The 25,248-nt window shown below is 36.9% G+C and carries 19 protein-coding genes and 1 riboswitch; of the genes, 14 read left to right on the top strand and 5 right to left on the bottom strand.

The window, feature by feature from the left end:
- The first annotated feature begins 302 nt into the window (after positions 1-302).
- The 12 genes from BC6307_RS20205 (at position 303) to BC6307_RS20155 (ending at position 18,609) form a co-directional block, all read left to right on the top strand.
- The gene (locus BC6307_RS20205; RefSeq protein WP_066415496.1) at positions 303-4,157 is read left to right on the top strand and encodes a S8 family serine peptidase; all 3,855 of its coding nucleotides are present in this window, start codon (positions 303-305) and stop codon (positions 4,155-4,157) included.
- A gap of 130 nt (positions 4,158-4,287) precedes the next feature.
- Positions 4,288-5,568, top strand: a complete 1,281-nt coding sequence (locus BC6307_RS20200; RefSeq protein WP_157729294.1) for a glycosyltransferase family 2 protein — start codon at positions 4,288-4,290, stop codon at positions 5,566-5,568.
- 21 nt (positions 5,569-5,589) lie between these two features.
- Positions 5,590-6,369, top strand: a complete 780-nt coding sequence (locus BC6307_RS20195) for a WecB/TagA/CpsF family glycosyltransferase (protein ID WP_066415500.1) — start codon at positions 5,590-5,592, stop codon at positions 6,367-6,369.
- Between the two features lie 165 nt (positions 6,370-6,534).
- Positions 6,535-7,701, top strand: a complete 1,167-nt coding sequence (locus tag BC6307_RS20190; protein WP_066415502.1) for a nucleotide sugar dehydrogenase — start codon at positions 6,535-6,537, stop codon at positions 7,699-7,701.
- Between the two features lie 229 nt (positions 7,702-7,930).
- Positions 7,931-11,056 carry a M14 family metallopeptidase gene (locus BC6307_RS20185; RefSeq protein ID WP_084380393.1) on the top strand — a complete coding sequence of 1,042 codons (3,126 nt, stop codon included), beginning with the start codon at positions 7,931-7,933 and terminating at the stop codon, positions 11,054-11,056.
- A gap of 197 nt (positions 11,057-11,253) precedes the next feature.
- Positions 11,254-12,243, top strand: coding sequence for a Gfo/Idh/MocA family protein (locus tag BC6307_RS20180; RefSeq protein ID WP_066415504.1), 990 nt, complete (start codon positions 11,254-11,256; stop codon positions 12,241-12,243).
- 180 nt (positions 12,244-12,423) lie between these two features.
- Positions 12,424-12,505, top strand: a riboswitch (cyclic di-GMP riboswitch).
- Between the two features lie 38 nt (positions 12,506-12,543).
- Positions 12,544-12,669, top strand: coding sequence for a hypothetical protein (locus BC6307_RS25600; RefSeq protein ID WP_268874270.1), 126 nt, complete (start codon positions 12,544-12,546; stop codon positions 12,667-12,669).
- Positions 12,670-12,832: 163 nt separating this feature from the next.
- Positions 12,833-13,774, top strand: coding sequence for a carbohydrate ABC transporter permease (locus BC6307_RS20175; RefSeq protein WP_066415511.1), 942 nt, complete (start codon positions 12,833-12,835; stop codon positions 13,772-13,774).
- Entirely contained in the window at positions 13,774-14,598 is an 825-nt protein-coding gene (locus tag BC6307_RS20170; protein WP_066415512.1) for a carbohydrate ABC transporter permease, read from the top strand. The genes BC6307_RS20175 and BC6307_RS20170 overlap by 1 nt, the downstream gene beginning before the upstream one ends.
- 82 nt (positions 14,599-14,680) lie before the next feature.
- Positions 14,681-15,949, top strand: a complete 1,269-nt coding sequence (locus BC6307_RS20165) for an ABC transporter substrate-binding protein (protein ID WP_066415513.1) — start codon at positions 14,681-14,683, stop codon at positions 15,947-15,949.
- A gap of 162 nt (positions 15,950-16,111) precedes the next feature.
- Positions 16,112-17,887 carry a sensor histidine kinase gene (locus tag BC6307_RS20160; RefSeq protein ID WP_066415514.1) on the top strand — a complete coding sequence of 592 codons (1,776 nt, stop codon included), beginning with the start codon at positions 16,112-16,114 and terminating at the stop codon, positions 17,885-17,887.
- On the top strand, positions 17,884-18,609 hold the full coding sequence (locus tag BC6307_RS20155) for a response regulator transcription factor (protein ID WP_066415517.1): 726 nt from the start codon (positions 17,884-17,886) through the stop codon (positions 18,607-18,609). Before BC6307_RS20160 ends, BC6307_RS20155 begins: the two co-directional genes overlap by 4 nt.
- A 221-nt stretch (positions 18,610-18,830) precedes the next feature.
- Here the strand turns inward: BC6307_RS20155 and BC6307_RS20150 are convergent, their stop codons facing one another.
- Genes BC6307_RS20150 through BC6307_RS20140 form a run of 3 tightly spaced genes read right to left on the bottom strand, consistent with a single transcriptional unit; the run spans position 18,831 to position 19,529 of the window.
- Complete coding sequence (locus BC6307_RS20150) at positions 18,831-18,995, bottom strand: YvrJ family protein (RefSeq protein WP_084380716.1); 165 nt, start codon at positions 18,993-18,995, stop codon at positions 18,831-18,833.
- A gap of 57 nt (positions 18,996-19,052) precedes the next feature.
- On the bottom strand, positions 19,053-19,271 hold the full coding sequence (locus tag BC6307_RS20145; protein WP_066420824.1) for a DUF2922 domain-containing protein: 219 nt from the start codon (positions 19,269-19,271) through the stop codon (positions 19,053-19,055).
- A 39-nt stretch (positions 19,272-19,310) separates the two neighbouring features.
- Positions 19,311-19,529 carry a DUF1659 domain-containing protein gene (locus BC6307_RS20140; protein ID WP_066420810.1) on the bottom strand — a complete coding sequence of 73 codons (219 nt, stop codon included), beginning with the start codon at positions 19,527-19,529 and terminating at the stop codon, positions 19,311-19,313.
- A 220-nt stretch (positions 19,530-19,749) separates the two neighbouring features.
- On the opposite strand from BC6307_RS20140, the gene BC6307_RS20135 reads away from it, so the two are divergent.
- The gene (locus BC6307_RS20135) at positions 19,750-20,820 is read left to right on the top strand and encodes a plasmid pRiA4b ORF-3 family protein (protein WP_066420812.1); all 1,071 of its coding nucleotides are present in this window, start codon (positions 19,750-19,752) and stop codon (positions 20,818-20,820) included.
- Between the two features lie 59 nt (positions 20,821-20,879).
- Here the strand turns inward: BC6307_RS20135 and galE are convergent, their stop codons facing one another.
- The gene (gene galE / locus BC6307_RS20130) at positions 20,880-21,893 is read right to left on the bottom strand and encodes a UDP-glucose 4-epimerase GalE (protein WP_066420813.1); all 1,014 of its coding nucleotides are present in this window, start codon (positions 21,891-21,893) and stop codon (positions 20,880-20,882) included.
- Between the two features lie 179 nt (positions 21,894-22,072).
- Between galE and BC6307_RS20125 the strand changes: the two genes are divergently transcribed.
- Positions 22,073-23,179, top strand: coding sequence for a WG repeat-containing protein (locus tag BC6307_RS20125; protein ID WP_066420814.1), 1,107 nt, complete (start codon positions 22,073-22,075; stop codon positions 23,177-23,179).
- A 47-nt stretch (positions 23,180-23,226) separates the two neighbouring features.
- On the opposite strand, the gene BC6307_RS20120 is transcribed toward BC6307_RS20125, so the two are convergent.
- Positions 23,227-25,248 (bottom strand): TRAP transporter permease, encoded by a 2,022-nt coding sequence (locus tag BC6307_RS20120; RefSeq protein ID WP_066420815.1) that lies wholly within the window; start codon positions 25,246-25,248, stop codon positions 23,227-23,229.

The following is a 25,248-nucleotide window of genomic DNA, read 5'->3' as shown; positions in this document are numbered from 1 at the left end:
TCTCCAAATATTGTAAGAGAATAAAATTAAAGAAAACAGCTAAATGTGAAGATTAAATTATTATTGTATAACGATTTGGAACAAAGAGTTGTCTAGCGTTATTGCGGAAAGTTATATTAGTATACGAGTAGTATACTGAATCTTTTAAGTTTTGAGAATATTATATTTACTAAAACGATAGGCATATGTTACTATTTATACATTACATTTCCACCGAAATGTAAAAATTTGAGGGAAGGGGTGGTTAAATAGGGAAAAACGGTAAATATTCGCATAGTAAAATAGGAAAAGGGGGAAACGTGTTGAAAAAAGGAAGTTTTAAGAAGTTTTTTAGTAGTTTACTAATCATCACAGTAATCTTATCAACGTTTTTAAGCCCAGCAGCAGCATTTGCTACAGACTCTCCTACAAAGAAAACAACTGTTGATGAGCAAACATTACAAATGAAAAAAATTATTGCTCAACAAGAATCACTTCTAGAACAGACTCCAACTTTAGATCAATCTCTACAAAATTTAAAAGGTGATGAGGAAGTTTCAGTAATTGTGCAACTATCTGAACCACCAGTAGCATTAGTAAAAGGAAAAAGTGAAGTAGAAGGGAAAAGTTTTTCTGCTTCCCAAGCAAAAGCGGTTGAGAAAAAAGTAGTTTCTCAGCAAGTAGCTTTTGAAAAGTCTTTAAGCACGAAGAAAGTTAAATATTCTAAAGGCTTTACATACAACAAAGTATTCAATGGTATGTCTTTGACAGTTAAAGCCAGTGAATTAGAAGCACTTTTAAGTGTTGAAGGTGTTGTAAGTGTTGAGCTTGATGAAGAAAGATATGCACTTGAAACACCAAGCAAAGACGGTAAAGTAGACGCACTTATGACTGATAGTACTCCACATCTTGGAGTTCCTGAGCTTTGGGATTTAGGCTATGAAGGTGAAGGGGTAAAGGTTGCAGTACTCGATACTGGTATCGATTATTACCACCCTGATTTTGCTGATGTATACAGAGGTGGATATAACTTCATACCCCATTCTGGTAATGATTATGCTCGTGACCGGGCTGACGATGATGGATATGAGACGTCTCCATTAGATCGTCCAGATCATAGACCGGAATTTAATGCAAATGGTAGTTCATTCTATACTTCTCATGGTACACACGTAGCAGGTACAATTGTACATTTAGCTCCGAAGATTGATTTATACTCTTACCGTGTATTAGGAGCATATGGTAGTGGTGCAACTGCTGGAATCATTGCAGCAATTGAAAAGTCAGTTGAAGAAGATATGGATATCATTAACCTTTCTTTAGGTGGTAGCAGTAACAGTGAAACGGCACCTGATGCAATTGCGATTAACAATGCGACGTTAGCTGGTGTTACTGCCGTTATCGCAACAGGTAATAGTGGACCTGGCCGTGGAACAATTGGAAATCCGGCTTCCTCTGCGTTTGCTATTTCTGTAGGTAACTCTACTGTTCCTGAAATGCATTTAAGTAGCTCCGTAACTGTAGAAGCTGGTGAATACAGTAAAACAGATACATTACCAATGTTCGGTTGGACGTATCAAGAGGATCCGAGAGATACGTTAACAGGTACTTATGACTTAGTAGCTATTCCTGGGGTTGGTAACCCGTCTGACTTTGAAGGCATTGATGTAGAAGGAAAAGTAGCACTAATTTCCCGTGGTGAAATTGCATTTGTTGATAAAATTGCAGCAGCAAAAGATGCTGGAGCAGTTGCAACAATTATCCACAATAACGTAGCAGGAGCTGGTCCTGCCAATATTTATTTAAGCACTGATTATGGATTCATCCCAACATTTGATATGGCGACTGCGGATGGACAAGCGTTAAGAGAAGCTCTTGGTTCAGAGTTAGGCCAAGTAACTTTCGGTGATTATGCTGAGACAATGACAGAAGGTGACGATGTCAATAGTTCAAGTTCTCGTGGTCCAACGAACCCAAATTTTGATATTAAACCAGATGTTGTAGCACCTGGAACTAATATTATGGCAGCTATTCCTGCTTATGAAAAAGATTACCCTGGTGCAGATTATGAGTATGCATATGGGCGTAAAACTGGTACAAGTATGGCTACACCTCATGTTGCCGGTGTTGCTGCGCTATTGAAACAAGTAAATCCGGAGTGGACTCCATTTGATATGAAAGTAGCAATATCTAATACTGCTAAACAATTAAATGTTAGCCAGTACGATGTATTTGCTCAAGGACCTGGACGTATCCAACCTGTAGCGGCTGCTTTCCCAGAAGCGTTAGCGTATGCTTATGATGAAACGGAATTTGAAGGTGAAGTTCATGAAAACGTTAAGGGTACTGTTACGTTCGGTAAAGTAGAGCCGAATGCTCAAAGTGCTCAAACTGTTACGAAGCAAGTTGTAGTGAAAAACATGGGTGAATCAACAAGTGACTTTAATGTTACTGTTCAAACAACGAAAAGTGGGACAGGTGACATGAGTGCTGCTAATGTTGAGGTAGATGTAACATCATTTACACTTTCTGATGAGCAAGTGTTAAACGTTACATTAAATGTTCCAGCTGGAGCAGGTGCTTTAGGAAACGAATTACTAGGTTACATTCATATCCAAAGCGCTACTTCTAAACTACTATTACCATTTGCTGTAGAGTTTTCTGGAGAGGTTCCGAACGGATTAGGTTATTACTTCCTAGAAAGTGATGTTATTTCACCAAATGGAGATGGTGTGTTAGATACTACTAGATTAGCATTCCAATTATTAAATAACCATGGTACGAACTATATTGAACTATGGGATGCACAAAATCCTGAAGGTGGATACTATGGAGATGGATATGTTGGATATTTCCATGCTGGTGAAAGCTTAGGAGCAGGATCTTATACACTTACTATTAATGGTGTGTATAGAGATTGGGCTGATGGAGCACAAAAAATGGCGGAAGATGGAGTGTACACTGTTGATTTTACTGGTGCAAACCCAGTAGCTGGTGTCACATTTGATTGGGCTCCGTTAATCATTAAAACGTCTAATGCGGAAGTAGAATTTGGCGATCTTGGTGAATACCAATCAGGGGAAGAGTTCGAAGTATTAGGTACTGTAGTAGATAGTTTTGTTGATTACAAATCAACTGTTGAAAATGTACTAGGATTAGATTATGACGTTAATGACCAATTAACGGTTGAATATGTGTTATTAGATGCTGATGGAGAAGAACTAGATAACGCTTCTGTTGAGTTAGACCAAGAAGGTAACTTCGTTTTATCTTTACCAAGTTTACCTGTTGGGGAAAACGAATTAACGTTATCAGTGGAAGATGTTGCGGGTAACTCTTCTGAGCATGTTCTCGATTTAACTGTTGAAGCTCCAAATAGTCCACACTATGACGACGCTGTTTGGTATGAGTCAGTAAATAACTTCTTTAATGCTGTATACTTTGCAGGATTAGCATTATTAGATGGAGATTCTCGTGCAGAATCATTATTAGAAACTGTATCTGTAGAACTTCTAAATGAAGCTAATACTCAACTAGCAGAAGGTGACTTTACTACTGCTGAATATTCTTATCAGCTATTAGTAGAAACTGAAGGTGTTCCTCAAGCTGTTAAAGAGGAAGCAGCAAGCAAAATTGCTGTGAAATCTGAAGAGTTTGCAATTGCACTTTGGTATGAGTCGCTAGGAAACTATTATAATGCTGTACACTTTGCAGGACAAGCAATTGAAGCAGGGGATGCTCGTGTAGAAGCGCTAATGGCGAACGTAGCTGAAGCTTTATTAGCGGAAGCAAATGAATTATTAGCTAACGGCAACTTTACTGAAGCTGAATTTGCTTATCAATTACTAGTAGAAACTACAGGTGTACCTCAAGACGTGAAAGAGGAAGCGGAAAGCAAACTCGCTGTGAAATCTGCATATCTTGGTGATGCATTATGGTATGAAGAAGTAGGAAACTTATACAACGCAGTACACTTTACAGGTCTTGCTTATAGTGAAGGAGATGCTCGTGCAGACGGTGTAATGGCAAGAGTTGCTCCAGCACTTTTAGCTAAAGCTGATGACGATCTTGCTAACAATAAATATTTAGAAGCTTATAATGCATATTTCTTACTATTAGCAACTGATGGTGTACCGCAACATATTAAGGATGCAGCAGAAGAAAGAGTATCAAATTAATAAAGTTGGAACAGCTGGCAAATGTCAGTTGTTCCATTTTTACTATTTATGAGCAGCCTAAAATTAGTAATTGTTACAACCTTAATGTTGTATGTGCTTTACTTTATAGGTATAGGAAGGAAGAATGCTTGTGATTAACTGGAACGATATTCTCATAATAAGCTTCTATGGATTGCAAATTGTATTATTATTCTTTTGGATATACTGGTTATTTATCAGTCTATTCGGGTTTGGTAGAGCAAAAAAGTTAGAAAATAAATCCCCTAAAAAGCGCTTCTTAATTTTAGTTCCAGCTCATAACGAGGAAAAAGTAATTGGTAATTTAGTAGAAAATCTTCAAAACTTACATTATCCCAATAAATTATATGATGTAGTCGTTATTGCAGATAACTGTAACGATAAAACCGCCGAAATTTCTAGAAGTCTCGGTGCAAAAGTAATTGAGCATGAAAGTAAACCGGGGGAACTACGAGGGAAACCGTACGGAATTAAGTATGCGGTAGAACAGATTGGAAAAGATTTAACGAAAAAATACGATGCTATTTGCTTTTTTGATGCAGACAATTTAGTCACTTTAAACTACTTACAAGAGATGAACAACCATTTATTAAATGGAGACAGATTAATTCAATGTTATTTAGATTCAAAAAATCCGGATGATAACTGGGTAACTCTTTCTTATGCGACTAGTTATTATTATATGAACCGAGCGTGGCAATTAGGTAAGTCACGATTAGGTCTTGGTAATGCAATTGGTGGAACAGGGTTTTGTGTTGATACGAAGCTTTTCACAGAGGTAGGTTGGACTGCCCAATCGTTAACGGAAGATCTAGAATTTACGATGCAATGTTTGTTAAAAGGAACTCCTGCAAGATGGTGTCATTATGCGAGAGTTTATGATGAAAAGCCTGAGAGTTTTATCGCCTCTTGTATTCAACGACTACGGTGGGCACGCGGTCACTGGGATGTTTGTTTTAAATATACTGGAAAGTTATTGTGGAGATTTATTCGAAAATTCGATATTTTAGCTTTAGATGGTGCCATTTACTTAGTAAACCCAGGGCGTATAATATTAAATTCTTTATCCGGAGCTATCATCCTACTATCCAATTTAGCTTTTGCTCAATCCTGGTTCCAAGCAATTTTACCATGGCAAATTTGGTTATTTATGATTATTTTCCAATTCAGTTATGTAGTCTATACATTAATTTCAGATTCTAATAAACGATTAAATAAAATAAAAGGAATATTATCTTTAATACTATTTAATCTTTCATACGTACCATTGTTTTTTTGGTCCTTATTTACGAAGGATAATAAAACTTGGAAGAGAACGGAGCATACAAGAAATATTTTAATTGATGAAATTAATATAGCAAAAGAACAAGTTACCCCTACAAAAGAACGCTAAACTATTAGAGTGGTGAAAAGCATGTTGATAGATAAAATTAGGCTTTTTGACGTGGACTTTGTTAATAGTAAATTTTCCGAATTTGCAAAAGTAATGGAAAAGCATGTATTACAGAAAGAAAAAGCCTATGTAGTAACTGGTAATCCTCAAATAATGGTAGAAACGTTCAAAAGTAAGTCATATAAGGGTTGTATTGAAGATGCGACCTATGTAACAGCAGATGGTATAGGAGTTATATTAGCTTCAAAAATATTAACAAAAAAATCGTTTCCCGAAAGAATAACAGGGTTCGATTTAATGTTACACTTATTAGAATTTGCCAATCGAAAGAAAAAAAAGGTTTATTTGCTCGGTGCAGAAGAATTTGTTTTAAATCGAGCGATACATAATATAAAAATGAAATATCCCGATATAAAATTAGTCGGTTCTCATCATGGTTTTTTCTCTATTAAAAATGATGGTGAAAAAATAGCGAACGAAATTAGTCAATTGAAGCCCGATTTAACCTTTGTTGCCCTCGGTGCACCAAAGCAAGAAACGTGGATTTCTACTTACTTTTCTATTTTTGAGAGCGGTGTGTTTATCGGGGTTGGAGGAAGTTTAGATGTACTAGCTGGCGAATGTAAAAGGGCACCAATCATTTGGCAAAAATGTCATTGTGAGTGGCTATATCGAATCTCTCAAAAACGAGATAAAATAAGACGGATCTATATTTTATTATTGTTTATAAGAAAAGTGGTTGAATGTTGGCTAAAGAAGCTAAAACTAATTGGATTGCAAGCAATACATAGGAAAGTGTAAAGACTTCACTTACTTGTGTGAATTAGTTAATTGAAAGAGTAGCAGAAGTTGCTACTCTTATTTTTATTGAAAACTTGGATTTCTGCCACTAAATATGGTATGTTGAAAAAGGATAAAAAGGAAAAGTTTTTACATATAAACTTGATTTTAAGGTAGGGAAAAGAAATGAAAATAACAGTCGCTGGAACTGGCTATGTCGGTTTATCGAATGCTATTCTTTTAGCGCAACATAATGAAGTCATTGCTCTAGATATTATTCAAGAAAAAGTAGATATGATTAATAATAAAAAATCTCCTATTGTTGATAAAGAGATTGAAGAGTTTTTAGCTACGAAAGAATTAAATTTAAAGGCAACTACTAATAATGAAGAAGCTTTTAAAGATGCAGAATATGTTATTATTTCTACACCAACAGACTATGATACAGAAAAAAATTACTTTAATACAAGCTCTGTAGAAGCAGTCATTCAAAATGTATTAGCGATTAACCCTAACGCTGTGATGGTAATTAAGTCGACAATTCCTGTTGGCTATACTGCTCAAGTAAGAGAAAAATTCAACACGGAAAATATTATTTTCTCTCCTGAGTTTTTAAGAGAAGGAAAAGCTTTATATGACAATTTATATCCTTCCCGCATTATTGTTGGGGAGCAATCTGAAAGAGCAAAGGTTTTTGCTGATTTGCTCGCTCAAGGGGCAATTAAAGAAGATGTTCCTGTATTGTTTACGAACTCTACAGAGGCTGAAGCAATTAAGCTTTTTGCGAACACTTATTTAGCGATGAGAGTTTCCTTCTTTAATGAGCTAGACTCTTACGCGGAATTAAAAGGCTTGAACGCTCAACAAATTATTGAAGGTGTAGGACTAGATCCGCGTATCGGTGGTCATTATAACAATCCTTCATTTGGTTACGGTGGATATTGTCTTCCGAAAGATACGAAGCAACTGTTAGCTAACTATGAAGGAGTACCTAACGATATCATTAAAGCGATTGTGGATGCGAATAGTACGAGAAAAGAACATGTTGCAGATATGATTGCTAGCAGAAATCCAAAAGTAGTAGGGATTTATCGATTAACGATGAAAATGGATTCCGATAACTTTAGACAATCAGCCATTCAAGGTGTTATCGAGCGCCTACAAGAAAAAGGAATTGAGATTGTCATCTACGAACCGGTTTTAAAAGACGAAACGTTTAATGGTTCTAGAGTTGTAAATAATTTCGAAGAGTTTAAAAACATTAGTGATGTTATCGTGGCAAATCGTTTATCAGACGACCTTGTTGATGTAAAAGAAAAAGTATATACGCGAGATGTGTTTAGTAGAGATTAAAAAAAACCCTTGTAGTTTAGAGCTACAAGGGTTTTTTGCATTTTTCGAAGAAGAAACGCCTTCTCCAAAGAACTAAATGGTTAACATAGGTATATTCTATCAAGACCTTAGTGGGATGTTACGAATTGGTTTTTATGGTAAAAAGAAATAGCGTTGGAATAATTATAAGTTATATTTGTATAATTATTCTTTCTGTTGTCGAAATTTTAACCGGTGGGAGAGGTAGTTTATGAGAAAAATATTGGTGTGTTGGATGGCGGTTCTTTTAGTTTTATCTAGTTTTGCACAAGTACCAGTTTTAGCGAATAGTGCTGAAACTAGCGAACTAGAACTAGAAACTAGTAGAACAGTATTTTCCTTAACGGAAGCTCGTACAGTTGAGGTTCAAGCGGACTTCGGGGAACGAGTAGATTTAGACGAACTACAATTCCAATTTGGTGGGAAAAACCTTTCAGAGTGGAAAAAATGGAGTGGGGGTACAAACTATAACGGTGCACCATTCATCACAGTAGTGGAAGAACCTCATTTTGTTGATGATACAACAGTCGTAAAGGCGACAATGCAATTTGACTTACCTTTTGGCACTACTAATCTATCCAATCGAACGATTCGTGTTCAGTACCAGCAATTGATTGGTAACTATGAATTAGCTTTAATTAACACTGTTTCCGGTGAGAAAGCTGCAAAAAATGTAAAGTTCAATGTATATGACGAATTTTTATTTTATGAAGAAATAAAGCCTGCGATTGATGAAGTGTTTGCACAAGCCGAGGCGAATGATCGCTACTTAAAATACGAAGTTGCAGGTCAATCGGTTGAGGGACGTGACATCCATTTTGTAACGTTGGCAAAAGACGAATCAGCAGTAAATAAGTACTTAAATGAAACGTTACCAACTGCGTTAGACGATCCTAGTAGTTTACTAGAAAAAATAGAAAATGGGACGATAGGAGACTACCAAATTCCTATTTGGATTAACAATATCCATCCTGATGAAGTAGAAGGTGTTGATGCGCAAGTTGAATTATTAAGGGAATTTGCGCTAGAAGAGGAAATTACTTTTACAACTCAAGACCCAAATACGAAAGAGGAAACAGAGGTTACATTAAACGTAGACGAAGTGTTAGATGACGTTATTTTCCTATACCTTTTCACTAGCAATCCAGACGGAAGAGTTGCTAACACTCGGGCAAATGCGAACGGATTTGACTTAAACCGTGACAATGCATACCAAACACAAGTAGAAACACAGCAAGTAAATGAACTAATTGCAAAGTGGACGCCGCTTTCTTTCATTGACATGCACGGCTATGTTAACGGGTTTTTAATTGAACCGACAACACCACCGCATAACCCTAACTTTGAATATGATTTATTACATGGAAACATGATTAATCAAGCACATGCGATGGGGCAGGCGGGGATTGGTAATTCAAACTTAGACTCTTACTTTATACCAAAACTGGAGTGGGAGGATGGCTGGGATGATATGACACCAGCGTATACAGCGGTATTTTCCATGTTACACGGCTCACTCGGTCATACAGTTGAAGTTCCTGAATTAGGCCAAGATTCTTATCGTGCAATGGTTGGAGCAGGCTTAGGTGCAACTCTATTTGTAACAGAAAATAAAGATGAGCTATATGCTAACCAATTGAGAGTATTCGAGCGTGGTGTGAACGGTGAGGATAATCGAGCGGTTGACCAATATTATGTCAATGCAGCAGGGGAAACGATAGGACGTGTTCGTGGGGAGCATGAAAACTTTTTCCCAGATTATTATGTAATTCCAACAGATACAAAGGAGCAAAAAAATCTATCAGAAGCAGAAAAAATGGTAGATTACTTAATTCGTAACGGTGTAAAAGTAGAAAAAACGACGAAAAGTGTGCATTTGAATGGTACGAAATATCCGAAGGGGACGTACGTAGTTCCGATGAATCAAGCAAAACGTGGTTTAGCTAATGCTGTCCTTTATAAAGGAGAAGATGTATCAGATTGGGCAGCAATGTATGATCCAATCGTCGTGAATTTCCCAGATTTACGTGGGTTTACTATTCATGAAGTTCGAGAAGAAGGAGTATTTTCGAATGTGACCAATTCAGTTGATGAAGTTAATTTTACAACTGGAAAAATCGTTGGGAATACACCGAAGCAAGTATTGAAAAATACGAATAACGACACAGTGAAACTAGTGAACGAATTATTAAAAGACGGTAAAACAGTCGAAGTAGCATTAGAAACAAATGCCCGTGTAAACAAAGGTGATTTTATCGTAGAAACGAAGGATCTACGTTCGTATGCTAATGATTATTATTTTGAAGCAATTTCTCTAGGAAATTCAAAAAATATTAAAACGAATGTTTTAGTGCAACCGAAAGTGTCTGTAACAGGTTCTTCTCAATTAAGCTATACGTTGAAGGAATTAGGTTTTGATTTAGTAAGTCAAGCTGATGCAGATGTTATCGTAAGTGACAATACGAGTTTTAATCGAAATAATATTGAAGGGAAAGCATACATCGGATTAGGAGTTTCCGCTTTAAGTGCTGTTAGGTTAAGTGGAATACTACCTGGATATGATTTCGGTTATACGAGAACTAGTCATGAAGGGCTAGTAAAAGCAAATGTAAATGATCATTTATTAACATCCGGTTATGGGAATGACGAGTTGTTGTATGTTACAACTGGTGCGTGGATCTCTTCCGTTCCTGATGGCGCCGAAGTTCTTGCAACTTTTAGTAATGCTGAAGATTTTTACGTGGCTGGATGGTGGCCAGGGCATGAAGGGGCTAAAGGTGAAACGTTAGCATTTACAACAGATGTTGATGGGACGTCCATTACTCTTTTTGCTAATTCATTAGCTTTTAGAGCACATACCGACCATAGTTACCGATTGTTAGCAAATAGCATTTATGCTTCTGTTGGTGAAGAAAACGAGAAAAAGAAACGAGGTAAAGCTAAAGGGCATGCGACTACTGTGAATGATGTAAACGTGAAAGTTGAGGGTGAAAAAGTAACAGCAACTGTTGCTGAGAAAGCATTATTAAGTAAGAAGAATGATGCTAATCTATTTACGATTCAAGTTGATCGTCCAACTACAGATGGGTCGGTTGTCGTACAGCTACCGGCAAACGATATTAAACAATTACAAAAATCTCAACCGAATGCAAAAGTAGAAATTCAAACAGAAACGAGCACATTTGTGATTGCACTTACTGATATTGATTTGAAAAAGCTTGGAAAAATAAACGGTAAAGGATATATCAATGTTACGTTTAGTGTTGAAAAGCAAGATAATGGTGGAAAAGCTGAAGAACTAAGTGAAGTAGAATTAGTAAAGGTGAACATTGAGTAGGTTGTAAGGGTGAAAGTAAATTTGAGATGCGTCAATTAATTTTTCAAGTGCGTCAAAAACACGTGCAGGTGCATCAATTAACTTTTCCAAACACATCAAAACTACCAATATTCAACTAACCGAATAGTTCATCAAAGAAGAAGGTAGACTAGTCTACCTTCTTTTTCATTGTTAAAATAAGGGCTGAGGTGAAAATAATGAAAATTAAATGGGGTATTCTTAGTACCGCACGGATTGCGCGTACGCAATTTATTCCTGCGATAGATAGAGCGGAAAATGCGGAAGTAGTAGCAATCGCAAGTCGAAACAATAAAGTACATAATATCGCAAGGGAGTTAAATATTCCACGTGCATACGAAAGTTATGAAGCGTTATTAAATGATCCAGACATTGATGCAGTATATATTCCGCTTCCAAATCACTTACATAAAGAATGGGCTATAAGCGCGATTCAAAAAGGAAAACATGTACTTTCAGAAAAGCCTGCTACATTAACAGCGGAAGAAGCGACTGAAATTAAAGAGGCGCTTATTTCTTCTCCAGTAAAATATATGGAGGGCTTTATGTACCAGTTTCACCCTCAACATGAAAGGGTGAAAGAGATAATTGCTTCTGGTGAAATAGGAACAGTGAAGCAGTTCAATAGTAGTTTTTCTTTTCATTTAGGGGATCGAGAAAATTCGATAAAAATGCAAAAGGAATACGGTGGCGGAAGTTTGTATGATGTTGGCTGCTATCCTATTCATGCTGCTCGGATGATTCTTGGAAGCGAACCGATAGAGTTACAGGCATTTAGCCTTAACGATCAAGATAGTGGTGTTGATTTAACAACTTCAACGTTTATGAAGTTTGCGGGAAATGTGATTGCTAAAACGGAAAGTAGTATTGATATGGCAAATCGGGATGAGTATGAAATCATCGGAACGAAAGGAATCGTTAAAGTACCACACGCATTTCGACCTGATAAAGTGGGCGGAGTGGGGACTGTTATTGTGGAAAAGGATAATGAGATTCGCAAAGAGAAATTTAGTGGAGATATATACCGTTTAGAAGTTGAACATTTCTCAAGCGCAATACTGAACGATGGAACTGTTTCGTACACAATTGACGATACAATCAACAATATGAAAGTAATGGATGCATGCTGGGATTCAATTAAAACTGGGAGATCAGTAAATATTAAATAGTAGCATATTCTTGTAGGAATATTAGTTGAAACTGCCGAGATCATTATTTACTATTAACTATAATGTATAAGACAAGCTAAAGATAATGTTAATAGGTAAAAAGAACCATGAAAAAAGTTGGTGCTTACGAACTGTTAAAGTGAATCTCGTTTTGTCGATATCAAGATAGAATAATAGTATCGTACGAAAGGGCAAAGTCATTGAAAAATGATGACGCAAAACTATAGGGGCTAAGGGTTAACTATGCTAGCCAGTTACCGAATACTTCCTCCGTACGAACATATAGGAGGTTAACTTGATATGAAAATCTATCATAAGCTGTTTGTTACGTACTACTCCATTCTTATTGAAGACTGCCTTGACGAAGAGTTAAAAATGCAGCTTAAGAAAAAGCTATCGTATCATCATTTAAAATTAGGAATGTAATAATATAAAAAGAGGGATCAGTTTTGACACTGGTCTCTTTTTTCTATTCTAACGAAAACATCCATCAATATAGTGCACCTAAATAGTCAATCTAGTAGACCGTATTATTGAAGCGCTTACAATATAATTTAGGTAAGCGGTTACACAAAAGGCGGTGAAGAGAATGGATGCAAATTTAGAGACAAAGTCAGCGAAAGCTTCTACACAAATTAAAACAGAAAGTAAAAAGAAGCGTAACTGGAAAAAAGGCTTAACGTATTTAGCGTTTGTAGGGCCGGCATTATTATTCTTTCTTGTAATACAGATTGTTCCATTCTTAATGGGGATTTATTATTCCTTTACTTCTTGGAATGGAGTTAGTTCTGCAGTAGAGTGGGTTGGTTTTGAAAACTATAAACGAATTTTTACGAATGATCCAATATTTTTCCAATCGTTTATGTTTACGACAAAATTCATGCTTGCGGCAGTGTTAATAAGTAACTTAATAGGTTTTGGTTTAGCGTTAATTTTAAACGCTGCTCTGAAAACAAAAAATATATTACGAACAGTATTTTTCTTACCGAATGTAATCGGTGGATTATTACTAGGTTTCATCTGGCAATTTATTTTCGTCAGAGGGTTTGCATCTGTTGGAGAGGCAACAGGGTGGAGCTTCTTCCAGTTACCTTGGTTAGGAGATGAAACGACTGCGTTCTGGGGAATAGTTATCGTATTCGCATGGCAAATTAGTGGTTATATGATGGTTATTTACATCGCAGCTTTACAAGGTGTGGACCAATCATTATTAGAAGCAGCAAAAATTGACGGAGCTTCTACGTTCCAAACAATTACGAAAATAATTGTTCCATTAATATTACCAGCATTTACTATCTGTTTCTTCTTAACGATTTCGATGGCATTTAAGATTTTTGACTTAAACCTTTCTTTAACTGGCGGTGGCCCGTTCAATTCTACACAGTCAGTAGCCATTAACATTTACCAAGAAGCATTCCAAAACAACCGTTACGGGTTAGGAACTGCAAAGTCGATTATATTCTTTGTAATAGTTGCGATTGTTACAACGTTACAAGTAACAGCAACGAAGAAGAAGGAGGTTGAAGCGTAATGAACAAGTACACGAAAAAAACATTCGTGCTTGAAATATTTGCGATTATGTTAGCGCTTCTGTTCCTCGTACCGTTTTACTTCGTTCTCGTTAACTCCGTAAAAGGGTTTGGCGAAATATTAATTGATGCGGCGGCATGGCCAAAAGAGATTTTATTCTCGAACTATGCAAAAGTATGGGAAATTATTAACTTCCCGAAAGCGTTTATGAATTCTTTAGTCATTACGGTATTTAGCATTATCGGTATTGTTGTGCTAAGCTCGATGGCAGCGTGGAAAATGGTTCGTACACCAAGTAAACTCAGCAAAATTATTTTCATCCTAATTGTATCAGCGATGGTTATCCCGTTCCAAACGGTTATGATTCCGTTAATGAAGCTTGGTGGGACACTTGGTATTATTAATAGTATTCCCGGAATTATCATTATGTATTTCGGATTTGGAGTTCCGCTTTCACTATTCTTATATCACGGATTCGTAAAAGGAATTCCGGTTGAGATTGAGGAGGCAGCAAGAATTGACGGGTGTAGTCAATTCGGAGTGTTCTGGAGAATTGTATTCCCGTTATTAAAACCAATTACGGTAACAGTTATTATCCTAAATACACTATGGATTTGGAATGACTACTTATTACCACTTCTAGTATTACAAGATGCAGAATTACGTACCATTCCATTAGCAACAAGCTCATTCTTTGCTCAATATACGAAGCAATGGGATATGGGATTAGCGGCGCTTGTACTAGGTATCGCACCAGTTATTGTTTTCTTCCTATTCTTACAGAAGCACATTATCAAAGGTATTGCTCAAGGTTCTGTAAAATAAGGATCACGTCAGTAATAAGCTTCTGTTTCCGAGAGAATCAGGAGTTTACTATAAACAAACAACATTTAAGGGGGATTTATCAATGAAACGATTGCTTTTATTATCTATCTCGTTATTCCTAGTAATTGGCATAGTAGCTGGTTGTTCTTCAAGTGGCTCTAGTGACGAAAAGTCCAAATCAGATGGTGACGTAGTAACGTTAAACATGTTCCAATTTAAAGTAGAAATTGCAGATCAACTCGCAGAATTAATTAAAGAATTCGAAGCAGAGCATCCAAACATTAAAGTTAAGCTTGAAAGTGTTGGTGGTGGTGCGGACTACGGTGCTGCATTAAAAGCAAAATTCGCTTCTGGTGAGCAACCAGACATTTTCAATAACGGTGGATTCAAAGAGTTAGAGCTTTGGAAAGAGCATTTAGCAGACCTTTCTAATGAGCCTTGGGCAGAGCACGTTCTTCCAATCGGGAAAGTACCTATGACAGATGAAGATGGCACACTTTACGGTATGCCGGTTAACTTAGAAGGTTATGGTTTCATTTACAATAAAGATTTATTTGCAGAAGCTGGTATTACAGAGCCTCCAACAACGGTTTCTGAGTTAATTGATGCAGCGAAAAAGCTTGAAGCAAACGGAATTACTCCTTTCTCAGCTGGTTACGGCGAGTGGTGGGTAATTGGACAGCATTTATTAAACATTCCATTTGCACAACAAGATGATCCGGTAGCATTTATTGAAGGATTATATGACGGAACAGAAAGTTTCGTTGGCAACAAGCATTTCCAAGACTTCCAAACAGTTTTAGATGCTGAGTTACAATATGGTAACGCTAACCCGATTACAACGGATTACAACACACAAGTAACACAATTTGCAACAGGTAAAACAGCAATGCTACAACAAGGTAACTGGGTAGAAAACATGATTTATGAAATCAACCCTGATATTAACATGGCATTTTTACCAATCGCAATGACAGACGATGCAAGCGCGAACCGTCTACCAGTTGGCGTACCGAACAACTGGGTTTTAAACAAAAACTCTGACAATCTTGAAGAAGCAAAAACATTTTTAAACTGGATGGTTTCTTCTGAGACAGGTAAACGTTTCATCACAGAAGAGTTCGCATTTATCCCTGCGTTCGATAACATCGAGCCTGCTGGTTTAGGAGATCTTGGTCAATCTATTTTAGAATACTCTGTGGAAGACAACACGATTCCTTGGACTTGGTTCAGATGGCCAGATGGAGCAAACAAAGAATTCGCAGCAACTATTCAAGAATATGCTGCTGGTAAAATTGACTACGATACAGTATTACAACGATTCCAAAGCACTTGGGATAGCTTTAAATAAGTTTCAATTTTAAAAGGTGGTGGCCGAAATGGCTGCCATCTTTTCGGCGTATTTATTACAAATTAGTGCTATAAATTGAACTGAAAAGTGTAAACTCCTCTATGGAAGTCTTCGTTTTTCTATTATAATGATTGATAAAACTAAACTCGAGGTGGTGGGCGTATGTTTAAAGGAAGTATTCGTAATAGACTTATTATTTTACTATTGATTGTAACGGTTCTGCCTTTCGGTACGTCCATCATTATAACGTACTATCATACGAAAGAAGCGTTTAAAGATTTAGTTGTGCAAAATAATAGTAATTTACTATATCAAGGTAAAATTAATATGGAAAGTTACTTAACGGAACTTAACGGACTTACCCTTTCCTTATATAACAATCCTGATTTTATTAATTATATGAGAGCACCTCATAAGGAGGATAATTATTTAACACTTGGAATCGTAAGAAATATTTTACAAACAGTACTATATGCGGAAGAAAATATAAGGCGAGTAGAAATATCTTTTGCGGATGAGAACCAATTAATTACCGTTTCGAAGCGGTCGAATGTTGTTTTTTCTAATACAGTAACGGATAAATATCAAGATTTATACGAAAGAGCGGAACAGAGTCCAAATAATATGTACTTTGACACGAAAGGCCTTTCTCATGGAACGATCTATTTACATCGTGCGCTCCGGAATGTTCCAAGCGAAGAGGTGTTGGCGTATATTACGCTAGAAATCGCTACAGAGAAAATTCTAGATTTAAGTACGAACCTTTATAATAGTGAAAATGAACAATTTTTCATCCTGTCATCAGAAGGAGAACTAATATATAATTCCATGAACACAGTGATGGAGGAAGAGGAATGGATACAACAAATTGTAAAAGAAGATGTAGTAGCACACGACCAATTCGAGTGGAGAGGCGACGATTTTCATGGTGTCATTATGTACGAGCAAATATCTCCTACTGTTGGTGGGTGGCTGCTAGTAAAACGGGTACCGTATACGTCGCTATACGATAATGCGTTTACCGTAACGAAAATTAACATACTGTTCGGGGTTGTCGGCTTAACGCTCGTTATACTATCTACACTTTTCGTGTCGTTCAAAATTACTTCTCCAATACGTGTTTTAATGCAAAATATTAAACAAGTTGAAAAAGGCGACATGAAGGTACAGTTCGATTCATTAGGTAAAGATGAAATTGGTGTACTAGGTGAACGTTTCAAACAAATGATGGAAAAAATTAATCATTTAATTAATCGTGAATATAGACTAGAGATTGAAAATAAAACGAACCAACTACGCGCTCTTCAATCTCAAATTAATCCACATTTTTTATATAATGCATTACAGTCAATCGGGACAGTAGCGTTGAAAAATAATGTGCCACAAATATATACGCTTATTACCCATCTTTCGAAAATAATGCGCTACGGAATGAATATGGAGGAGGAAATTGTCCCACTCAAAAAGGAAATAAACTACATTCGAGCGTTTTTCCTTCTACAAAAAGAACGGTTCGCAAATCGGTTTGAATATGAGTTAAATATAGAAGAGGAAGCGATGGATGTACCTGTTCCGAAGATGATTCTACAGCCAATTATCGAAAATTATTTTAAGCACGGTTTTGATGGAGGCAATGAAATAGGTAGTATAACGGTGGAAGGTAGTGTTGAGGATAACGAATTAATATTAATCGTGAAAGATAACGGAGTTGGAGTATCAGAGCAGCGATTACTAGACATTTACCGGCATTTGAAAAATGAAGTACGCTTTCCTAAAGAAAATGATGGAACGCATATCGGCTTAAAAAATGTATACATGCGCTTAAAGCTTTATTACGGTGAATCAGCTAGTTTACAAGTAGACAACCGTAAGGAAGGAGGCTGGATCGTTACGATGAGTATTCCAACTTCTTCTACTAAGGAGGTGGGGATGAAGTGAAAGCGTTAATTGTCGATGATGAAAAGCATGTTCGGGATGGTTTAAACTTATTAGCTGATTGGAAAGGTAACGGGATAGAGGAAGTGTTAGAAGCGGAAAATGGAGAGGAAGCGATAGAGTTAATTGCTACTCATCGTCCTGCCATTGTGTTTTCAGATATGAGAATGCCAAAAATGAATGGTATTGAGCTCTTAGAGTGGATATTCAACTCTAAGTATAATTGCAAAACAATTGTCGTAAGCGGCTATGATGATTTCGAATATATGCGAAACGCAATTTACTATAATAGTTTTGATTATATATTAAAGCCAATTGACCCAGAAATTTTAAATGAGACGTTAGCGAGAGCAATTGGGAAGTGGAAGGAAGAGTTTGGAGGGAGCGTTGAACTCGAAGATCGCGAAGAAGATGATACGAGCATGAAGGCAATAAAAGACTATATTTTTGAGAACTACCAGTCTGATGTTACACTTCAAGACATTGCAGAAAAGTTTTATTTAAGTCGGGAACATATTTCACGAAAGTTTAAGCAAGAGTACAACGAAACAATTACTGATTATTTAATGAAAATACGGATAGAAAAGGCAAAGGAGCTTTTAACCAAGCCGCAATTAAAAGTGTATGAAATTGCCTACAAAGTCGGATATCAAAATGAAAAATACTTCAGTAAAGTGTTTAAAAAATATACCGGTTTAACACCGAATGAGTTTCGAAAAGGATAAAGGGGACAGAGATTGCTCTGTCTCCTATGCTTGTGGGGCCAAACGAGCCGTCTCCGCTTTTCTAATTGTCTAGCTCCGGCGGCTAGGTCCGGCTCAAACTTCACTTTTCCTCCGCACGATAAGACATCATCGACTCGAAGATCGCTCGCCGTGATTCCTTTATCTCCTGCGGAAAAGCTCCAGTTTGATTGGACCTGATCGAGCCGTCTCCGCTTTTCTAGTTAGTTTGCTTGTTTTCTTCTACTAATTACCGATGGATCTTGGTAGACTAGCTGTTGTACTGTCGCAATGAGCGTGTCTAGCTTATTTTCCATCCTCGTTAATAAATAAAACGTGACAGCCACTGGAAATCCAACGTCACTTATCCAGCTCCACCATTGTTCCATTTAACGTTCACACCTCCTTAAAAAAGGGCCAGAGCTTGCCCTGACCCTACTAGCTTATTATTCTGCCATTTCAAAAACAGTTTCGGTACGCTCGATTACCTTTGCACTATGTTTCGTAACATAGTTACCACCGTTCGTTGTGAATACGCCGGAAGCAATAATTGCATCCATCGCACTAGTTATTTCAGCTTCCGTTACGTCCTCACGTGGCTCATCAACAACTAATTTCGCTTGTCTTCCCATTTCATTTAAGAAAATTAGCTCTAACGTTTTCATGTCTTTCACCTACCTTTCTTCCTAGTTACTTGCTAACCATTATTCAACGATTAGCTGTAAGTCGTTACGCTTCACTGCATCTAACGGGTACACTTGAAGACTACTAATCGCTTGTGCTGCTGCAATTAACCCTTCGTTTGTTGCATCAATTGCGATGTTGTTGTAGTTTTTTGTTTTAAATTGTACGTTTCCATGCTCGTCCAACCCTACCTCAAAGATTAAGCGAAGCTGTGTATTTTCTAGTACTGCTTGTGCCATCCTTATCACCTCCTTCACCTTCTATATAAAGCCTGTGGAAGGAAAAGTAGCGCTACTAGTAAATTTTTTTAAAAAAATATGATGGTACCATAACGAAAACGTTCAACAGAAAGCAAGGGTAGTTTAGTGATGATTAAAAATGTAGCGATAAAGTGATAAACTATTATTAATGAATAAAGGGAGAGAACTTGCACTTCCCTACAAAAAAGGAGCCTTTTCGATGCTAATACAGTGTACGAAGAAACTATTAGATGAATTGAAAATAAAACCAGCTGAACCACCAACAGATGCAGAACGTTTATTTTCTTGGCATGCCAATCTTATGTTGATTGGTCGTAAAAAAACGTTAGTACTAGTTAATGATCGCAATCGTTATACTGTCGTTCTTTTTGGATTAAAGGCAAAGCAGATGAAAAATATACAGCAATTAATGAGGGACGCGATCCGAGAAACACTTCAAGCGGAAGGAATAAAAGATGAATTTATTGAACCGTTTTTCCGTAATGAAGTAGTCTTTTCGAAAACACAAGGTAGGACGTTCGTTGCTAGAATGAACAAAGCGTGTGAAAATGTATACTACTTTCAAGAAGACATTCAAGAAGAAGCTATAAATCAAGTAGAGCTAAGTAAAAGAGTGAGTCGAATATATGCAGGCGAAGGAAAGGGGTATATCGAACCAAACGAAGAAATGTATAAAGATATAGCTGCCTGGAACGGTCAGCCTATTTTTCATACCGAGGCGGTTCAATTAAAAATAACACTCCAATTAGAGAATTATCGTATTTGGCGGAGAGTTATCGTCCCAATACATAAAACTTTTTCACAGTTACACACAGTAATGCAAGCTGCTTTTAATTGGCAAGACGAACATTTGCATGAATTTTATATACTAAATCTAGCTGGCAAACCGATAGCACATTTAGTTGCTACTGAAGAAGCCTTTGCATATGCAAGAGATGAAGTCCCAATGAAAATGAATAAGGATGTTATTCTATCCGAATACCTTCCAAATAAGATGTTGTATGTTTATGACTTTGGGGACGAGTGGAAGCATGTCATTGAAGTAGAAAAATTGATAAATGATTATTCCAATCCTTTTCCAACTTGTGTTGATGGGGAAGGCAATACACCGCCGGAAGATGTAGGTGGAGAAGGTGGTTTCGAATATTTTATGGAAGTGCTAGCTGACAAAAAACATCCAGAATACGAGCACATGTATTCATGGGGGAGAAGTCAAGGGTATGAAAGCTTTAATCGAGATCAAGTGAACAGAATGTTGAAGGATAAGTAACGAAAAACTGACTTAGAAGAATAGGGAGGTTAGAACTTATCTAACCTCCATAGTAAGTGTTACTCTCCGTATCCATTCGGATTATTGCTTTGCCATCTCCAAGAATCACGGCACATTTCTTCAATTCCTTTTTCTGCTTTCCATCCTAACTCTTTTTCTGCTTTTGTTGGATCGGCATAGCATTCCCCAATATCACCAGGGCGACGGTTAATAATACGGTATGGTACTTCTTTTCCGGAAGCTTCCTCAAATGCTTGTACCATTTCTAGTACGCTATAGCCTTGGCCAGTCCCTAAATTGTAAGCATCAACATTAGTAGTTTTCTTCACTTTCTCTAACGCCTTTAAATGCCCTTTAGCTAAGTCGACAACGTGAATATAGTCTCTTACACCTGTTCCATCAACTGTGTCATAATCGTCTCCAAATACTTGAAGATTAGGTAGTTTCCCTACCGCAACTTGTGTAATGAATGGCATTAAATTATTCGGAATTCCATTCGGGTCTTCGCCAATTTTTCCACTTTCATGTGCACCAATTGGATTGAAGTAACGTAGTAAAGAGATACTCCAAGTAGAGTCAGAAACGTATAAATCTCTGAGAATTTCCTCAATCATAAGCTTAGAACGGCCGTATGGATTTGTTGCGCTCAATGGGAAATCTTCAGAAATAGGTACACTTTCTGGCATCCCATAAACCGTTGCAGACGAACTGAAAACAAGTTTTTTTACATCATTTTTTTTCATTGTTTCACAAAGGTTTATGGTGCCTGTAATGTTATTTTGATAATAGTAGAGTGGCTTTTCTACTGATTCACCCACTGCTTTTAACCCTGCAAAATGTATTACCGCATCAATTTGATTTTCTTGAAAAACTTGTTCGATTTTCTCTATCTGAAGTAAATCAGCCTCGTAAAATGCAAAGTCCTTCCCAGTAATTTCTTTTACACGGCGTAACGATTCCATTTTACTATTCGAAAAGTTATCTAAAATGATAACGTCGTATCCTGCTTCTAATAATTCCACAGTAGTGTGACTACCAATATATCCGGCTCCACCTGTTACTAAAATAGCCATTATTTTACCCCCGAACTATGTATTTTCAAATTTTGACATATAGTAAGATTATATCATTGGAATACGACGAGGGCTAGTTGTCGTATAATAACAAAATTTCGGTATTTTCTACAAAAAGATAAAACTTATTGTCGAATATGTAGTAAAATAGTATCAGAAAATAGATGGGAGTGGTTCCTATGAAGAAAGGTTTATTGCTAATTTTTTGTTTAGCTCTATTATTTTTAGCAGCATGTACATCAGGCACGTCTAGTAATTCTAGTAAATCTAACTCTAGTAAAAATACACTATATAAAGTGCGTGATTACAAATATGACGAAGATTATTATGAGTTCGTTAATGACATTCGTTACGGGTTTATGAATAAAAAAGGTGAAGTGGTTATTAATTATCAGTTTGATTATGTTGGTGAATTTTCGGAAGGATTAGCAGTCGTGTACATAGGGGATAAGTATGGATTTATTAACGAATCTGGTGAGTACGTTATTAATCCTCAATATGATTACGCCGAAAAGTTTACAGACGGTTTAGCGGCGGTCCAATTAAATGGCAAGTATGGCTATATTAATAAAAAGGGCGAGTATGTTATTAACCCTCAATTTGATAATGCCTATCCGTTTTCAGAAGGGTTAGCAGCAGTATCCGTTGGAGATAAATTTGGATTTATTGATAAAGATGGAACGTACACAATCAATCCACAATTTGAATATGTAGGACAATTTTCGGAGGGGCTTGCTTGGGTAGAGTTGAGTGAGAGAATAGGTTACATTGATAAAACAGGTAAATATGTGATTAATCCTCAGTTCGACAGTCCTTATTACATGGATTACGGTAATCTTGATTTTCGCGATGGTATTGCGTTAGTAATGGTGAAAGACACATTTGGTTTTATTGATCACAAAGGCCAGTATGTCATTAATCCTCAGTTTGAATGGGCAAATCCGTTTACAGACGGTTTAGCTTCTGTTTCTGTAGGAGGAAAATATGGATTTATTAATAAAGAAGGATCGTTCGTTATTAATCCTCAATTTGATTGGGCAGGTAGTTTTAGTGACGGGCTAGCGGTAGTCGCAGATTGGGATATCGAAGCATACGGATATATAAATAAAAAAGGGAATTATGTTTTAAATCCTTCTGAAAAACAATATGTATGGGCAGATAACTTTCAAAATGGGTTAGCCTATGCCATCTTAGATGACGAGAATGAAGGATATATTGATAAAGATGGAAATGTTGTTTACAACTATCTTACTGAAATGACGTACATTGGAAGATACGGGTATTAGTAAAAAAGAAAGGGTATCAGAGTACAACAACTCTGATACCTTTTTTATTAAGCACTTATCGTCTTGTTCGTATTTTCTTTTTTGTTTTGCATGTAATTTAGTGCGAAGATGATAGCGATAATGGCGATACCAATCATATCTGAATATGTTCCTGGAATAATCGACATTAATGCACCAGCACCTAAAATAATGCTCATTACTACGTTAAGCTTAGTGATGAAAAATCTTTCTACAGCAGCACTTAATGCAATAACACCGATAATAGCCGTAATCGTAATTAAGACGATATCTAATATAGGTGCCATCGGGAATTCCCTTGCATTTACTGCTACACCTGTCGTATCAATCATTAACAATGCAGGGTTGTATACGAATAGGTATGGAATTAAAAATCCGGCGATTGCTAGCTTTAAGGCAGCGAATCCAGTCCGCATCGGATCTCCACCTGAAATACCTGCACCAGCAAATGCTGCTAGCGCAACTGGTGGTGTAATGTTTGCAAAAATACCGAAGTAGAATACAAACATATGTGCAATTAAAATCGGAATCCCGAACTCTGCTAACGCCGGTGCTGCCATTGTAGCAGTAATGATATAAGCAGGGATAGAAGGTAAACCCATTCCTAAAATCATTGAAGCAATCATCGTAAAGAATAGTGTTAAAAATAGTGAATTCCCACCTAATGATGCGATAGACGATGTCATTACGTTACCGAAGCTAGTTAAACTTACAACTCCGATAATAATACCTACAACCGCACAGGCAACCATAACAGATAATGACTGTCTTGCCCCGGAATCTAACGCTTCAATAATATCCTTTACTCCCATTCTCGTACTCTTTCTAATGCTTGCAATAACGACAGTAGATACTAGTGTCCAAAATGCAGCATGTCCGATTGGCATATTTTGATATAGTAATACAACAAGGACTAAAATAGGCAATAATAAATGTCCTCGGTCTGCCATAATTTCTTTTACGCGAGGAAGATCCGCTTTTGGGATGCCTCGTAAGTTTTCTTTTCCAGCACGGAAGTGAACTTGCATAATTACCGCTAAGAAATAAAGTACGGCCGGGATTAACGCTGCAAGTGCAATTGTTCCGTAAGCAACACCAGTCGTTTCCGCCATAACAAACGCACTCGCACCCATTATTGGTGGTAATATTTGTCCACCAACAGAGGCACTAGCTTCTACTGCACCGGAGAAGTTTTTTGAATAACCGATACGCTTCATTAGTGGAATCGTAAACGCACCTGTACCAACTACGTTTGCAACTGCGGCACCGTTAATACTTCCCATAAATCCACTAGAAATAACGGCAACTTTTGCAGGTCCACCTTGTTTATGTCCCGCAATGGCAAGGGCAAGATCGTTGAAAAATTTCCCCATCCCTGACTTCGCTAAAAAAGCTCCAAATAAAATAAATAAGAAAATGAAGTTAACAGAAGCACCGATTGCTGTCGAGAACAATCCTTCCGTTTTTAAATATAGCTGACCGAAAATATCTCCTAAGTCGTATTGACGAGTCATCATTTTTCTAGGTATCCAACTCATATGACTAACGAATGGATATGCTAAGAAAACTAATGCTAAAATTGGTAGAATAATACCTGTTACACGTCTAGCAGCTTCTAATACTAGTACAACTGTCATAATTGCAAAAGCAACATCAAGTTTGTTAGGAATGCCACCTCGTTCGGTAACTATAGCATTATATTCCACAATTAAATATCCAGCAGAGCTTAGTGCAGCTATGAATAAAATCCAATCATACCAAGCTACTTTACTACGGTTTTGCTTTTTCGTCGTTGGATAAATAATAAAAATTAAAGCTATACCTGCCGCAACGTGAATCGCTCTTTGCTGCAACGTTGGCATAGGATTAAATGTAATATATAAATGAAAGAGTGAGTACAAAATAGCAAGAATAGAAACAAAGATGATCGTTTTTTTATTAACAAACTTACGGACCTTTGATTCAGCATCGAATTTTTCTAATATTTGTTGCTTTTTGTCTTCGGAAATTTCTTCTTCTACTAAATGGTTTTTCGTATCTTTTTCCGTCAT

This window comes from Sutcliffiella cohnii (assembly GCF_002250055.1).
In the GTDB taxonomy this organism is placed as follows: domain Bacteria; phylum Bacillota; class Bacilli; order Bacillales; family Bacillaceae_I; genus Sutcliffiella; species Sutcliffiella cohnii.
This window is presented reverse-complemented; position numbering and strand designations above follow the sequence as displayed.